We start from the raw sequence: 14,186 nt of genomic DNA, 5'->3' as shown, positions 1-14,186 counted from the left end.
GATGTACTCCTCCATGGGCAGGTGCGCGAAGCTCACCGTGAGGCCGTGGTTCGAGACGACGTCGCGCGCCGTGGCGATCATGCGGCTGCGGACCTGCTCCGCGGGGATCCTCCGGGCCCGCCGGGAGCCCTCTGCGCTGTCGTCCATGGAGAGGGACACTAGCCGGAGACGGTGCCGCGGGTGGTCCTCCACGCGCTCCGTGAGCCGATCCGGAGCGCTCTGGGGGCGTCCTCTCACGGGAGACGGTGCCGCGGGTGGTCCTCCACGCGCTCCGTGAGCCGATCCGGAGCGCTCTGGGGGCGTCCTCTCACTGAGACGGAATGTCCCATCACGTGCACGACGACGTCGCGGACCGCTACGGTGCAGCCGGGGCGGACCCGAACCTGCCCCTGCTAGGGGACCCCCGTGACCGGATTCGATCGGTTCACGCTGGCCGTCGTCGACGGACCAGCGATCGAGCGCGCCGCGCTGCAGGCGCTGCTCGCGCAGCTGCTGCCGCAGTTCTCGCACGACGAGGAGGGCGTCGACCGCATCGCGGTCCTCGACCTGGACGGCGTGCCCGGCGAGGAGGTGGCCGACACCCTCGAGCGTGCGGCGGCCCGGACCGTCGGCCTCGTCGTGCTCTCCTCCTCCGACTCCCTGGAGCCGGTGCGGGCCGTGCTGCGACGGGAGAGAGCGGCCTACGTCTGGAAGGGCGACGACCCCAGCGAGCTCGCCGCCGCGGTCGTCTCCGTCGCCTCCGGCCGGACCTGGATCTCGGACACCGCCCGCCACCGGCTCGTGCACGGGCGCGAGGAGCGCCGCCCGGTGCTGAGCCCCCAGGAGAGCCGTGTGATGCGCGCCTACGGAGCGGGTGCCGCGGTCCGCACCGTGGCGGTCGACCTCAGCGTCGCCGAGCACACCGTCCGCACCTACATCAAGCGGATCCGCGCCAAGTACCTCGAGACCGGCGTCACTCTCGACTCACGGGTCGACTTCTACCGCCACCTCGGCGACCACGACGTCGCCATCCGCCGCGGCGGAGACCGGGTGCGGGCCGGCGCGCAGCAGGCGGCCGGCGACGTGGTCGGCGAGCGCCGAGCCTGAGGCGAGCAGGATCGCGTTCCCGCCGGTGCGCCCCTCGACGAAGGCCGTCGATCCGACCGCGGCGGTGACGGGGAGCAGCTCCCGGACGACCCCGCGCAGGCGGTCCAGCCTCCGGTGGTCGGCGTCGTCGGCGACGTTGACCGCGAGGAGCCCGTCGGCGCCGACCCGGGCGGCGAGCGGAGCGAGGACGGACGCGCGGTAGAACGCCTCCGGGATCTCGTCCCCGTCGTAGACGTCGAGCACGACGAGGTCGGCGCTCCAGGGCGGCAGGGAGCCTGCGGCGTCGGCCGTGAGGAGCCGGACGCGCGCGCCGCGGGGGAGCGGCGCGTGCTCGAGGACGAACTCCACGAGTCCTGCCGCGCTCTCCACCGCGAGCTGCTCGGAGCCCGGCCGGGTCGCGGCGACGTACCGGGCCAGGGCCAGGGCTCCGGCTCCGAGGTGCAGCACGCGCAGCGGCTCGCCGGGCGGGGCGGCGGCGTCGACCACCGCGCCGAGGCGCGCGAGGTACTCGAGGTGCAGAGCACGGGGATCGCCCGGATCGATCAGCGACTGCTCCGCGCCGTCGACCGTGAGCAGCAGCGCCTCCGGTCGCACGGGATCCGGCCCCAGCGCGGCTGTGCGGCCTCCCGGCAGCAGGAGGGACGGAGGCATCCCGTCACGCTAGCGCTCCTCGCGCGATCCGCCCCGCCGCCGCTACGGTGACAGGCATGGCCGCCCTGATCCTGCTCGACGTCGACGGCGTCCTGAACCCCTCCGTCCGCAGCGATCGCGCCTCGGGCTCGCACCGCCTGGAGCTCGAGCCGGAGCGGGCAGCGCTCGTCGCCCGTCTGGCCGCGGTCGGCACGATCGTGTGGGCCACGACCTGGCCGCCGAGATTGACGAGGGTCCTCGCCCAGGACCTCGGGCTGCCGGCGGGCACGGAGGCGATCGTCTTCGACGGCGGCCTCCCGCGCGACCCGCGGTTCCCGGGCCGGACGGGCAAGCTCCAGCCCGTCGCGGTGTGGCTCGAGGCGGCCGCCGAGCGCGGCGCGATCGACGCCGTGGTGTGGATCGACGACAACCTCCACGAGGACGCGTACGACTGGGCCCGCGAGCAGAGCACCCCCTTCCACCTGGTGCGTCCGGAGTCGGCGACGGGCCTCACGAGCGACGAGGTCGCCGGTGCCGAGCACTTCCTGGCCGGACTCCCGGCGTCACACGGCGACATCCGGGAATAGGGCCGCCCCCTCCACTGGTTATCGTCACTCCGGGCGGTTCCGCCGAGCAGCGGTCCGCCCCGGGACGACCCGTCCCCTCGTCGATCCCCGCGCCGCATCCGGCGCAGCGGGACCGCCACGACTCCGTGATGCACCGAAGGACAACACCGTGACCCTCTCCGCCCGCACCTCCCTGCGCGTCCTGCTCGGCACGACCGCCGCCGCCGCCGCCCTGGTCCTCGCCGGCTGCGCGCCCGCCTCGACCGACGACGTGGTCTCCGGCTCGAGCGGCGAGGGCACCGCCTCCGCGAGCTCCGGCCTGACCCTGGCCGAGGTCGAGGACTCGGGGAAGCTCACCATCGGCACCGAGGGCACCTACCCGCCCTTCTCCTTCCACGCCGACGGCGGGACCGGAGCTCTCACCGGCTACGACGTCGACGTGATCACCGCCGTGGCCGAGAAGCTGGGCGTCGAGCCCGACTTCCAGGAGACGCAGTGGGACGCGATGTTCGCGGGCCTGGACGGAGCGCGCTTCGACGTGATCGCGAACCAGGTCTCGATCAACGACGAGCGCGAGGCCAAGTACGACTTCTCGGAGCCGTACTCGGTCAGCCCCGGCGTCGTGATCGTCCCCTCGAGCGACACCTCGATCACCGACCTCGCCGGCCTCTCCGGCAAGACCACCGCGCAGTCGCTCTCGAGCAACTGGTACACCGTCGCGCAGGAGAACGGCGCCGAGGTCGAGGGCGTCGAGGGCTGGGCGCAGGCCATCGCCCTCGTCGAGCAGGGCCGCGTCGACGCGACCGTGAACGACCGCCTCACCTGGCTCGACTGGTCCACGACCTACCCCGACCAGGCCGCGGGCCTCAAGGTCGCCGTCACCACCGACGACACCTCCGAGAGCGCCTTCACCTTCCCGAAGGGCTCGGACGACCTCGTCGAGGCCGTCGACTCCGCCCTCGACGAGCTGCGCGAGGACGGCACCCTCGCCTCCATCTCCGAGCGCTACTTCGGAGCCGACGTCTCCCAGTAGCCCGGCCCCGAGACGGCTCCTCCCCTTCCGGGAGGGGCCGTCTCGTACGTGAGCCGCCCCGACGCGGGGAGCGGCGGAGCGGCTCAGGCCGCGGGTCCGCCCGCAAGGGCGCCCGCCCCGGCGCGAAGCGTGCCAGCATTCCCCATGAGGCGGACACGATCCGCCCCCGACGCCACCACCCGATCGAGCCGACCGCGGATCCTCCCGCGAAGGCGGGAGAACACAATGGATCTCGTCCTCCGGTCGTTCTGGCCGATCCTCTCCGGGGGCATCGTCGGGACGATCCCGCTCGCGCTGGCGAGCTTCGCCATCGGGCTCGTGCTCGCGCTGGCGGTCGCCCTGATGCGGCTCTCCCGCGTGCGGATCCTCTCCTGGATCGCGCGTGCCTACATCTCCGTCATCCGGGGCACGCCGCTCCTGGTGCAGCTGTTCGTGATCTTCTACGGGCTGCCGAGCCTCGGACTGAAGATCGACCCCTGGCCCAGCGCCACCATCGCGTTCGCCCTCAACGTGGGCGGCTACGCGGCGGAGGTGATCCGCGCGGCGATCCTCAGCGTCCCGAAGGGGCAGTGGGAGGCGGCGCACACGATCGGCATGAGCCGCTCGCTCTCGCTGCGGCGCATCATCCTCCCGCAGGCCGCGCGCGTCTCCGTCCCGCCGCTGTCGAACACCTTCATCTCGCTGGTGAAGGACACCTCGCTGGCCTCCCTCATCCTGGTGACCGAGCTCTTCCGGCAGGCGCAGAAGATCGCCACCGCGTCGAGCGAGTTCATGCTCCTCTACCTCGAGGCCGCTCTGATCTACTGGCTCATCTGCCTGGTGCTCTCCAGCGGCCAGGGCCTGCTCGAGAAGCGATTGGACCGCTATGTCGCCCGCTGACACTCCGACCGACGCCAGGCCCGTGCTCACGGCCCGCGGCCTCCGCAAGTCGTTCGGCGGAGTGGAGGTGCTGCGCGGCATCGACCTGGAGGTCCATCGTGGCGAGGTCGTCGCCCTGATCGGGCCGTCCGGCTCGGGCAAGACCACCGTCCTGCGCTCGCTGAACAGCCTCGAGGTGCCGGACGGCGGGGTGGTCGAGCTCGCCGACGGCAGCGTCCTCGACTTCGACCGCGGCGTCGGACGGAAGGCGCTGACCGGGCTGCGCGACCACTCCGCGATGGTCTTCCAGCACTTCAACCTCTTCCCGCACCTGACCGTCCTCCAGAACGTGACGGAGGGGCCGCTGCGAGTGCAGCGCCGTCCCGCGTCCGAGGTGGTCCCGGAGGCGGAGCGCCTGCTCGAGCGCGTCGGCCTCGGCGGCCGGGGGAGCGCCTTCCCCTTCGAACTCTCCGGCGGTCAGCAGCAGCGCGTGGGCATCGTCCGGGCGCTCGCGCTGCGGCCCGATCTGCTCCTCTTCGACGAGCCCACCTCGGCGCTGGACCCGGAGCTGGTCGGCGACGTGCTCTCGCTGATGCGGGAGCTGGCGGGGGAGGGCTGGACCATGCTCGTCGTGACGCACGAGCTCGAGTTCGCCCGGCAGGTGGCCTCGGAGGTCGTCTTCATGGCCGACGGCGTGGTCGTCGAGCGGGGCGCCCCTGCGCAGATCCTCCGGGAGCCGCGGGAGCCGCGCACCCGGCAGTTCCTGCACCGCCTCCTCCACCCGCTCGAGTAGACGGTCGGCGCTGTCCCCCGTCGACGGGGAGCCGCGCGGCGCACCGGGCGCGGCGGAAGGCGTGCCTATGCTGTCCGGGTGACCTGGAGCAGCGACGCCGAGACCACGCGGATCCCCTCCGCGACCGAGACGTCCGGCGGAACCGGACCCCAGCCGACCCGGGAGTACGTCTGGCCCGAACCCGTGACGGGCCGGCAGCCGACCGTCGAGCCCGTCGCCCCGGCCGTCGCGGCGTCCGCCCCCAGCGCCCTCGGGCCGGTCGAGGCCGAGCCCGAGCCGGTCCGGCGCTCCGGCAACCGTCTCGCGGGCCTCGCGCTCGCCCTCCTGACGACCGCGGTCTTCGCCGTCCTGTACCTCGTCGCCCTGACGGCGATCCGCCTCCTCGTCGACCGCGTCGGAGGCGACCCGGTCGCCCTCGCGCTGGACGCGGCACCGACCGTGCTCTTCCTCGCCCCGGTGGCCGCGTTCCTGGTCGGCCTGGCGCTGATCGTGCTGGTCGTGAACCGCGCGGGCTGGTGGGCCTACGTCCTCGGCGGCTTCCTCGTCGCCCTCCTCACGGCCGCGGCCGCGCTGGTCGGCGGCTGGAGCGCCGTCGGACCGCTCGCCTTGCCGATCGACCGCTCCCTCGCGCTCGACTACGTCCGCGATCCCGCCGTCCTCGCGGCGGTCCTCGCTGCCGGCGTCCTCGGCCGGGAGGCGAGCGTCTGGGGCGGCGCCGCGATCGCGGGCCGTGCCCGGGGCGTCAAGCGCCGCAACGCCGAGCGCGAAGCGGCCGCGCAGTCGTGACTCCGGAGGGGCAGGGGCAGGGCCGCGGAGCCGGTCTGGGCTACGGCCTCGCGCTGGCCGGCTTCGCCGGGTTCCTCTACCTCGCCCTGGTCGTCTGCGCGTTCGGGGTCCTCAGCCTCCTGCTGGACCAGGACGTCGTGCCCGAGCGCGACGCCGGTCCGCTGCTGGGGCCGGTGTCGGTGGCGGTCTGCGTCGTCGCCGTGCTGGTCGCGATGGTGACCCTCGCCGCCCGTCCCGCCGTCCACCGCGTCCTCGGCCCGTCGCTGCTGACCGGGGTCGTCGTCTACCTGCTCTTCCTCCTCACCGGCGGAGCGCTCTACGGGCTCGGCCGTCAGGAGCCGGGGGAGATCCTCGGCTGGATCCTCGACCACGCGCCCACTGTCTTCGCGATCGCGACCGGCGTGCTCGCGGCGGCCGTCCAGCTCGTCTTCCTCCTGCTCCTGGCCCGTCGCGACGCCGGCGGCCGCAGCCCTCACTGGGGCTGGGAGGGCGACGAGCGGGAGTGACGGCGGACTCCCGGCGCGGCTCGTCGCGGCCCTGCGGCATCTCCCAGGGCGAACGCCGCTCGGTTGACCGGCCCCGTCACTCCCCGTAATGTTCTTCGGGTGTGCGCTTTGCCGTGCGCTCGTGTCGTGCCTCCGGGTCGATGCGGTCGCCGCACTTCGCTCCACCGGGTCCGCGAGGATCCGCGGGTTCGTCCGATCGGGCGGCCCCCACGGCATACCCCTCACCCTCCCGGTCCCGCTCGCGGGGCCGCGGGGTGCGTCGGGTCCAGATGAACTCGGCCGTTCCCGGAGACGGGAGGGCCGAATGTCGACCATCGATCCGCTGTCACCGTGCAGCATTCAAGGAGCAAAACCAGTGCCAACGATTCAGCAGTTGGTCCGCAAGGGACGCACGCCGAAGGTCACCAAGACCAAGGCGCCCGCCCTGAAGGCCAACCCCCAGCAGCGCGGCGTCTGCACGCGCGTCTACACGACCACGCCCAAGAAGCCGAACTCGGCCCTCCGCAAGGTGGCCCGCGTGAAGCTCTCCAACGGCACCGAGGTCACCGCCTACATCCCCGGCGAGGGCCACAACCTGCAGGAGCACTCGATGGTGCTCGTGCGCGGCGGTCGCGTCAAGGACCTCCCCGGTGTCCGCTACAAGATCGTTCGCGGCGCCCTGGACACCCAGGCCGTCAAGAACCGCAAGCAGGCTCGCAGCCGGTACGGCGCGAAGATGGAGAAGAAGTAATGCCTCGTAAGGGCCCCGCTCCCAAGCGCCCCGTCGTCGCAGACCCCGTCTACGGCGCCCCCATCGTCAGCCAGCTCGTCAACAAGATCCTCCTGGACGGCAAGAAGGGCCTCGCCGAGCGCATCGTCTACGGTGCCCTCGAGGGCGTCGCCGGCAAGAACGGCCAGGACGCGGTCGTCACCCTCAAGAAGGCGCTCGACAACGTCCGCCCGACCCTCGAGGTCCGCAGCCGCCGCGTCGGCGGCTCGACCTACCAGGTCCCGGTCGAGGTCAAGCCCCACCGCGCCAACACCCTCGCGCTCCGCTGGCTCACCAGCTACGCGAAGGCCCGTCGCGAGAAGACGATGACCGAGCGTCTCATGAACGAGATCCTCGACGCGTCGAACGGTCTGGGCGCCGCTGTCAAGCGTCGCGAGGACACCCACAAGATGGCCGAGTCGAACAAGGCCTTCGCGCACTACCGCTGGTAGCGCACCCCGCGGCCGCCTCCGGGCGACCGCGACCACCGGGCCCGCGGCGTCACCGCTGCGGGCCCGGTCCCGGCGGCGGATCGCCCGATCCCCGCGACCGGGCGACCGCCACCACCAGAATCCCAGCCATTCGGCCATGAACCCGGTGCGCTGGCTCCATCACCTATCGGAGGAACTCCGTGGCACAAGATGTGCTCACCGACCTGAACAAGGTCCGCAACATCGGCATCATGGCCCACATCGATGCCGGCAAGACCACCACCACCGAGCGCATCCTGTTCTACACGGGTATCACGCACAAGATCGGCGAGGTCCACGACGGCGCCGCGACGATGGACTGGATGGCGCAGGAGCAGGAGCGCGGCATCACGATCACGTCCGCCGCGACGACCTGCTTCTGGAACAAGAACCAGATCAACATCATCGACACCCCCGGTCACGTCGACTTCACGGTCGAGGTCGAGCGCTCGCTCCGCGTCCTCGACGGCGCCGTCGCCGTCTTCGACGGCAAGGAGGGCGTCGAGCCCCAGTCCGAGACCGTCTGGCGTCAGGCCGACAAGTACGACGTCCCGCGCATCTGCTTCGTCAACAAGATGGACAAGCTCGGCGCCGACTTCTACTACACGGTCGACACGATCATCAAGCGCCTCGGCGCGAAGCCGCTGGTCATCCAGCTGCCCATCGGCGCGGAGTCCTCCTTCGAGGGCGTCGTCGACCTGGTCGAGATGCGCGCGCTCACGTGGCGCGGCGACTCGAAGGGTGACGTCGCGCTCGGCGCGAAGTACGAGATCGAGGAGATCCCGGCCGACCTCGCCGACAAGGCGGCGGAGTACCGCGAGAAGCTCCTCGAGACCGTCGCGGAGACCTCCGACGAGCTGCTCGAGAAGTACTTCGGCGGCGAGGAGCTCACCGTCGCGGAGATCAAGGGCGCCATCCGCAAGATGACCGTCAACTCCGAGATCTACCCGGTGCTCTGCGGCTCCGCGTTCAAGAACCGCGGCGTCCAGCCGATGCTCGACGCTGTCGTGGACTACCTCCCCTCCCCGCTCGACGTCCCCGCCATCGAGGCGCACGACGTCCGCGACGAGGAGAAGGTCATCATGCGCCACGCGGACTCGACCGAGCCCTTCTCGGCGCTCGCGTTCAAGGTCGCCGTGCACCCGTTCTTCGGTCGCCTGACCTACGTCCGCGTCTACTCGGGCAAGCTCGACTCCGGTGCCCAGGTCATCAACTCGACCAAGGGCAAGAAGGAGCGCATCGGCAAGATCTTCCAGATGCACTCCAACAAGGAGAACCCGGTCGACTCGGTCACCGCCGGCCACATCTACGCCGTCATCGGCCTCAAGGACACCACCACCGGTGACACCCTGAGCGACCCGGCCGCGCAGGTCGTGCTCGAGTCGATGACCTTCCCGGAGCCCGTCATCGAGGTCGCCATCGAGCCCAAGACGAAGGCGGACCAGGAGAAGCTCGGCACCGCGATCCAGAAGCTCGCGGAGGAGGACCCCACCTTCCGCACCGAGCAGAACCAGGAGACCGGTCAGACGGTCATCAAGGGAATGGGCGAGCTGCACCTCGACATCCTGGTCGACCGCATGAAGCGCGAGTTCAACGTCGAGGCCAACGTGGGCAAGCCCCAGGTCGCGTACCGCGAGACGATCCGCCGCACGGTCGAGAAGTACGACTACACCCACAAGAAGCAGACGGGTGGCTCCGGCCAGTTCGCGAAGGTCCAGATCACCATCGAGCCGATGGAGGTCGAGGCCGACAAGACCTACGAGTTCGTCAACGGCGTCACCGGTGGCCGCGTCCCGCGCGAGTACATCCCCTCCGTCGACGCGGGCATCCGCGACGCCATGCAGGTCGGCGTGCTCGCCGGCTACCCCATGGTCGGCGTGAAGGCGACCCTGGTCGACGGAGCGGCGCACGACGTCGACTCCTCCGAGATGGCGTTCAAGATCGCCGGCTCGATCGCGTTCAAGGAGGCCTCGCGCAAGGCGCAGCCGGTCCTCCTCGAGCCGCTCATGGCCGTCGAGGTCCGTACTCCCGAGGAGTACATGGGCGACGTCATCGGCGACATCAACTCGCGTCGCGGGATGATCCAGTCGATGGAGGACGCCACCGGCATCAAGGTCATCCGGGCCAACGTCCCGCTGTCCGAGATGTTCGGCTACATCGGAGACCTGCGCTCGAAGACCTCGGGCCGCGCCGTCTACTCGATGACGTTCGAGACCTACGCCGAGGTCCCCAAGGCCGTGGCCGAGGAGATCGTCCAGAAGAACAAGGGCGAGTAGCTCCGCCCCTGGGCCGTCGCCGTTCCCCGGAACGGCGACGGCCTGGTAGTGTCGTGCGGGTTTGCTGCCGAGTGCAGCGCGCCCCCTGTCGCAGCGGGACGGCCGCACGACCACTGCCGGTAACATACGTACACAAAACCCCCGCAAGTCCTCCTGTCCTCGTGCCGCCCCGTGCGGCCGCCCGGATGCGGATGCTTGCACCTAAGTCCTGAGGAGGACCCACAGTGGCTAAGGCCAAGTTCGAGCGGACCAAGCCGCACGTCAACATCGGAACCATCGGTCACGTCGACCACGGAAAGACCACGCTCACCGCGGCGATCTCGAAGGTTCTGGCGGACAAGTTCCCGTCCGCGACCAACGTCCAGCGTGACTTCGCGTCGATCGACTCCGCTCCCGAGGAGCGCCAGCGCGGCATCACGATCAACATCTCGCACGTCGAGTACGAGACGCCGAAGCGCCACTACGCGCACGTCGACGCCCCGGGTCACGCCGACTACATCAAGAACATGATCACCGGCGCGGCCCAGATGGACGGCGCGATCCTCGTGGTCGCCGCCACCGACGGCCCGATGGCTCAGACCCGTGAGCACGTCCTCCTCGCCAAGCAGGTCGGCGTCCCCTACCTCCTCGTCGCGCTGAACAAGGCCGACATGGTGGACGACGAGGAGATCCTGGAGCTCGTCGAGCTCGAGGTCCGCGAGCTCCTCTCGTCGCAGGGCTTCCCCGGCGACGACGCCCCCGTCGTGCGCGTCTCCGGCCTCAAGGCCCTCGAGGGCGACGACACCTGGACCCAGTCGATCCTCGACCTGATGGACGCGGTCGACGAGTCCATCCCGGACCCGGTGCGCGACAAGGACAAGCCGTTCCTCATGCCGATCGAGGACGTCTTCACGATCACCGGTCGTGGAACCGTCGTCACCGGCCGTGCGGAGCGCGGAACCCTCGCTCTGAACTCCGAGGTCGAGATCGTCGGCATCCGCCCGACGCAGAAGACCACGGTCACCGGAATCGAGATGTTCCACAAGCAGCTCGACGAGGCCTGGGCCGGCGAGAACTGCGGTCTGCTCCTCCGCGGCACCAAGCGCGAGGACGTCGAGCGCGGCCAGGTCGTCGTCAAGCCGGGTTCGGTCACGCCGCACACGGACTTCGAGGGCACCGCGTACATCCTGTCCAAGGATGAGGGTGGGCGTCACAACCCGTTCTACGCGAACTACCGTCCGCAGTTCTACTTCCGCACCACCGACGTCACCGGCGTCATCACGCTGCCCGAGGGCACCGAGATGGTCATGCCCGGCGACACCACCGACATGACGGTCGCGCTGATCCAGCCGATCGCCATGGAGGAGGGCCTCGGCTTCGCCATCCGTGAGGGTGGACGCACCGTGGGTGCCGGTACGGTCACCAAGATCATCAAGTAGGTCCGTCCTACTGATCTCTCGAGAGGGGTCGTCCGCTTCGGCGGGTGGCCCCTCTCGTCGTTCCCGGGGACGCCCGGCTAGCGTGGCGGCATGCCCTTCGTGAAGAGCGACCCCCGTGCCCTCCCGCAGTTCTTCGAGTGGGAGGCGGCCGGCCTGGACTGGCTGCGCGCGGCGGACGGCGGTGCGCGCTGTGTCGGGGTGGAGAGGGTGTCGCCCGGGCGCATCGAGCTGGAGGAGATCCGCTCCGCGCGACCCTCCGCCGAGTCGGCTCGGGCCTTCGGCGCCGCGCTCGCCCGGACGCACGACGCCGGAGCCGCGGCGTTCGGAGCGCCGCCCCCGGGATGGACCGGCCCCGCCTACATCGGCCGCCGCGGGATGCCGTGCCGCCCGGACGACTCGTGGGGGCGCTTCTACGCGGAGCAGCGGGTGCGGCCGTTCCTCGGCCCCGCCGTGGAGGCGGGCAACCTCACGGCAGCCGAGTCGCGGCTTGTCGAGCAGGCTCTGGACCGGGTGGCGACCGGAGCCTTCGACGACGGTGCGGGGCCCGCCAGGATCCACGGGGACCTCTGGACCGGCAACGTGCTCTGGTCGGCGGACGGCGCCGTCTTGATCGACCCTGCCGCTCACGGGGGACACCGCGAGACCGATCTGGCGATGCTGGCCCTCTTCGGTGCTCCGCACCTCGACGCCGTCCTCGAGGGCTACCGCGAGCAGCATCCGCTGGGGGCCGGCTACGAGGAGCGGGTGCCACTCCACCAGCTGCACCCGCTCGCCGTCCACGCCGCCGGTCACGGTCCCTCCTACGGCCGCGCCCTGGCAGACGCAGCGGAGCAGGTGATCGCACTGGCCGGCTGACCGGCGCGCCCGCACCGTTCCCCCAGCCGGGAGCGCCACACTGAGGCACGCGCCGCCCTGTGCGCGTTTACAAGGAGGCATCATCGTGGATCTCGGGAAGCTCGGACGCCAGGCCGGCGAACTGCTCAACAGCCGGAAGGCCCAGGACGCGCTGCGGAGCGAGAAGGCCGAGCAGGTCTCCGACCAGACCCTCGAGAAGGCGGGCGAGATCGCCAGCCGCCTCACCAACGGCAAGTACGACGACCGCATCGAGGACCTGAAGCGCCAGGCCGACAAGCGGATCGGCAACGAGTAGCGGCTGCCGTCCGACTGCTCCTCCCCGCCGTCAAGCGGGTGCGGGCCTCGGATCCGCCGTCCTATCGTCGGATCGATGGCTGACACCCGCGTGCAACGACTCCGCAGGACCGATTCGAGCGGGCGCGGCTACACCCGGGTGCGCGCGGGCTCCGGCTTCAGCTACCGCGACCCGAAGGGCGCGACCGTCGCCGACAAGGAGCTGCGCGCACGCTTCGACCGTCTCGGCATCCCGCCGGCCTGGGCGGACGTCTGGATCGCCCCGTATCCCAACGGGCACATCCAGGCCACCGGCGTCGACTCGGCCGGCCGCCGCCAGTACGTCTACCATCCGACCTGGCGCGAGCAGAAGGACCGGATCAAGTTCGACCGGGCGCTGCGGCTCGCGGAGGCCCTGCCCGGGGCGCGCCGGGCCGTGACCATCGCCCTCCGCTCGGACGGACCCGACCGCGAGCGCGCGCTGGCCACCGCCTTCCGGATGCTCGACACCGGATCGCTCCGCGTCGGCAGCGAGAGGTACGCGAAGGAGCACGGCAGCATCGGCCTCTCGACGCTCCTGTGCGCGCACGCCACGACCCACGGGGACCGGGTCGCCCTCGCCTTCCCCGGGAAGAGCCATCAGGCGTGGACGAGCGAGATCCTCGACCACGACCTCTCGCGCGTCGTCCGTGCTCTCAAGCGTCGCGGGCCGAACGCCCGCCTGCTCGCTTGGAAGGACGGGCGGGAGTGGCGGCCGATCTCGGCGCCCGAGATCAACGACTACGTGCGCGAGCGCGCCGGCGACGACTTCACGGCGAAGGACTTCCGCACTCTGCACGGCACGGTCGCGGCCGCGCTGAGCCTGGCGAAGTCGGGCCCGCAGGCCACGCAGCGCGCTCGGAACTCGGCGATCGCCCAGGCGATGCGCGATGCCTCGGACGTGCTCGGGAACACGCCGACGGTCGCCCGCGCCAGCTACGTCGACCCGCGGCTGCTGGACCACTTCCGCGCCGGCGAGACCATCGACGCGTCGCGCCCCGCGTCGGCCGAGACCGCCGTCCGGGCGCTGCTCTTCGAGTAGCGGGGGAGGCCCTCCGACCCGCGCTGCTGCTCGGAGCGACCGGCTCCCCAGGGCCGTCACGACGTGCTCGCGGAGGAGCCCTCCGGCGCGACACGCCCGGGTTGCAGGGGTGGGGCATCTGTGGGAGACTCTTCTAGTTCAAAATTTCCTCTCGGGCGGCGTGCTGCTCGGAGGGGGACACTGCCAGGCAGTGCCGAGACGGCATCGCGGAGGCTCGACCCGAGAGGGCGGCCGCGCGGGTGCGACGTCGAGGCGGCGGGTAGCAGAACGACAACAACCGACATCTCAACGGGTTCTCCGTGCGTCGTGCGTTCTGCACGGCGATCGGAGCGCCCCAGGGGTGCGGTGCTTTTGACAGAAGAACACTGGTTGCACTTTTCCGGGTCACCGGAGTTCCTTCGCGAGCGCGTCCAATGCGAGACGAGTCCGGCTCCGGCCGGGGGAGTCGCGTACGACGCAATAACAAGAGAGTGAGAGATCACACATGGCGGGACAGAAGATCCGCATCCGACTGAAGTCGTACGACCACGAGGTCATCGACACGTCGGCGCGCAAGATCGTCGACACGGTCACCCGTGCCGGTGCAACGGTGGTCGGCCCCGTGCCGCTGCCGACCGAGAAGAACGTGGTCTGCGTGATCCGTTCTCCCCACAAGTACAAGGACAGCCGCGAGCACTTCGAGATGCGCACCCACAAGCGCCTCATCGACATCATCGACCCGACGCCCAAGGCCGTCGACTCGCTCATGCGCCTCGACCTGCCGGCCGACGTCAACATCGAGATCAAGCTCTAAGGAGGAGTGCCACC

The 14,186-nt window shown here is 70.9% G+C and carries 15 protein-coding genes; all 15 read left to right on the top strand.

The window, feature by feature from the left end:
- Positions 1-405 precede the first annotated feature (405 nt).
- The 15 genes from C5C27_RS07445 to rpsJ all read left to right on the top strand — a co-directional run bounded on the left by C5C27_RS07445 (position 406) and on the right by rpsJ (position 14,172).
- Positions 406-1,086, top strand: a complete 681-nt coding sequence (locus tag C5C27_RS07445) for a LuxR C-terminal-related transcriptional regulator (RefSeq protein WP_104255699.1) — start codon at positions 406-408, stop codon at positions 1,084-1,086.
- A 707-nt stretch (positions 1,087-1,793) separates the two neighbouring features.
- Positions 1,794-2,303: an HAD domain-containing protein gene (locus C5C27_RS07440; RefSeq protein WP_104224575.1), complete on the top strand. Its 510-nt coding sequence runs from the start codon at positions 1,794-1,796 to the stop codon at positions 2,301-2,303.
- Positions 2,304-2,451: 148 nt separating this feature from the next.
- Positions 2,452-3,315: an amino acid ABC transporter substrate-binding protein gene (locus C5C27_RS07435; protein ID WP_374953121.1), complete on the top strand. Its 864-nt coding sequence runs from the start codon at positions 2,452-2,454 to the stop codon at positions 3,313-3,315.
- A 225-nt stretch (positions 3,316-3,540) separates the two neighbouring features.
- The gene (locus tag C5C27_RS07430) at positions 3,541-4,194 is read left to right on the top strand and encodes an amino acid ABC transporter permease (protein ID WP_104224574.1); all 654 of its coding nucleotides are present in this window, start codon (positions 3,541-3,543) and stop codon (positions 4,192-4,194) included.
- Positions 4,181-4,966: an amino acid ABC transporter ATP-binding protein gene (locus C5C27_RS07425; protein WP_104238073.1), complete on the top strand. Its 786-nt coding sequence runs from the start codon at positions 4,181-4,183 to the stop codon at positions 4,964-4,966. The genes C5C27_RS07430 and C5C27_RS07425 overlap by 14 nt, the downstream gene beginning before the upstream one ends.
- 78 nt (positions 4,967-5,044) lie before the next feature.
- Complete coding sequence (locus tag C5C27_RS07420; RefSeq protein ID WP_104314025.1) at positions 5,045-5,752, top strand: hypothetical protein; 708 nt, start codon at positions 5,045-5,047, stop codon at positions 5,750-5,752.
- Complete coding sequence (locus C5C27_RS07415) at positions 5,749-6,258, top strand: DUF6121 family protein (protein ID WP_104314024.1); 510 nt, start codon at positions 5,749-5,751, stop codon at positions 6,256-6,258. Before C5C27_RS07420 ends, C5C27_RS07415 begins: the two co-directional genes overlap by 4 nt.
- Positions 6,259-6,613: 355 nt before the next feature.
- Entirely contained in the window at positions 6,614-6,988 is a 375-nt protein-coding gene (gene rpsL / locus C5C27_RS07410) for a 30S ribosomal protein S12 (RefSeq protein ID WP_011186743.1), read from the top strand.
- Complete coding sequence (rpsG, locus tag C5C27_RS07405) at positions 6,988-7,458, top strand: 30S ribosomal protein S7 (RefSeq protein ID WP_068251443.1); 471 nt, start codon at positions 6,988-6,990, stop codon at positions 7,456-7,458. Before rpsL ends, rpsG begins: the two co-directional genes overlap by 1 nt.
- 179 nt (positions 7,459-7,637) lie before the next feature.
- Complete coding sequence (gene fusA, locus C5C27_RS07400; protein WP_104224571.1) at positions 7,638-9,752, top strand: elongation factor G; 2,115 nt, start codon at positions 7,638-7,640, stop codon at positions 9,750-9,752.
- 224 nt (positions 9,753-9,976) lie between these two features.
- The gene (gene tuf / locus C5C27_RS07395) at positions 9,977-11,170 is read left to right on the top strand and encodes an elongation factor Tu (protein ID WP_104224570.1); all 1,194 of its coding nucleotides are present in this window, start codon (positions 9,977-9,979) and stop codon (positions 11,168-11,170) included.
- Positions 11,171-11,260: 90 nt separating this feature from the next.
- Positions 11,261-12,025 carry a fructosamine kinase family protein gene (locus C5C27_RS07390; protein WP_104255703.1) on the top strand — a complete coding sequence of 255 codons (765 nt, stop codon included), beginning with the start codon at positions 11,261-11,263 and terminating at the stop codon, positions 12,023-12,025.
- Between the two features lie 85 nt (positions 12,026-12,110).
- Positions 12,111-12,320 (top strand): antitoxin, encoded by a 210-nt coding sequence (locus tag C5C27_RS07385; protein WP_159939075.1) that lies wholly within the window; start codon positions 12,111-12,113, stop codon positions 12,318-12,320.
- Between the two features lie 75 nt (positions 12,321-12,395).
- Complete coding sequence (locus tag C5C27_RS07380) at positions 12,396-13,379, top strand: DNA topoisomerase IB (protein ID WP_104314023.1); 984 nt, start codon at positions 12,396-12,398, stop codon at positions 13,377-13,379.
- Positions 13,380-13,863: 484 nt separating this feature from the next.
- The gene (gene rpsJ, locus C5C27_RS07375) at positions 13,864-14,172 is read left to right on the top strand and encodes a 30S ribosomal protein S10 (RefSeq protein WP_005050520.1); all 309 of its coding nucleotides are present in this window, start codon (positions 13,864-13,866) and stop codon (positions 14,170-14,172) included.
- Positions 14,173-14,186: the final 14 nt, after the last annotated feature.

The organism is Rathayibacter sp. AY2B7, assembly GCF_002931635.1.
Taxonomy (GTDB): Bacteria; Actinomycetota; Actinomycetes; order Actinomycetales; family Microbacteriaceae; genus Rathayibacter.
The sequence above is the reverse complement of the archived record's forward strand: the minus strand, read 5'-3'. Positions and strand labels throughout refer to the sequence as shown.

What these genes read in the sequence shown, in the direction of transcription:
- C5C27_RS07440 (WP_104224575.1), top strand. Translation starts at nt 1,794, where the DNA reads ATGGCCGCCCTGATCCTGCTCGACGTCGACGGCGTCCTGAACCCCTCC.
- C5C27_RS07430 (WP_104224574.1), top strand. Translation starts at nt 3,541, where the DNA reads ATGGATCTCGTCCTCCGGTCGTTCTGGCCGATCCTCTCCGGGGGCATC.
- C5C27_RS07425 (WP_104238073.1), top strand. Translation starts at nt 4,181, where the DNA reads ATGTCGCCCGCTGACACTCCGACCGACGCCAGGCCCGTGCTCACGGCC.
- rpsG (WP_068251443.1), top strand. Translation starts at nt 6,988, where the DNA reads ATGCCTCGTAAGGGCCCCGCTCCCAAGCGCCCCGTCGTCGCAGACCCC.
- C5C27_RS07390 (WP_104255703.1), top strand. Translation starts at nt 11,261, where the DNA reads ATGCCCTTCGTGAAGAGCGACCCCCGTGCCCTCCCGCAGTTCTTCGAG.
- C5C27_RS07380 (WP_104314023.1), top strand. Translation starts at nt 12,396, where the DNA reads ATGGCTGACACCCGCGTGCAACGACTCCGCAGGACCGATTCGAGCGGG.
- rpsJ (WP_005050520.1), top strand. Translation starts at nt 13,864, where the DNA reads ATGGCGGGACAGAAGATCCGCATCCGACTGAAGTCGTACGACCACGAG.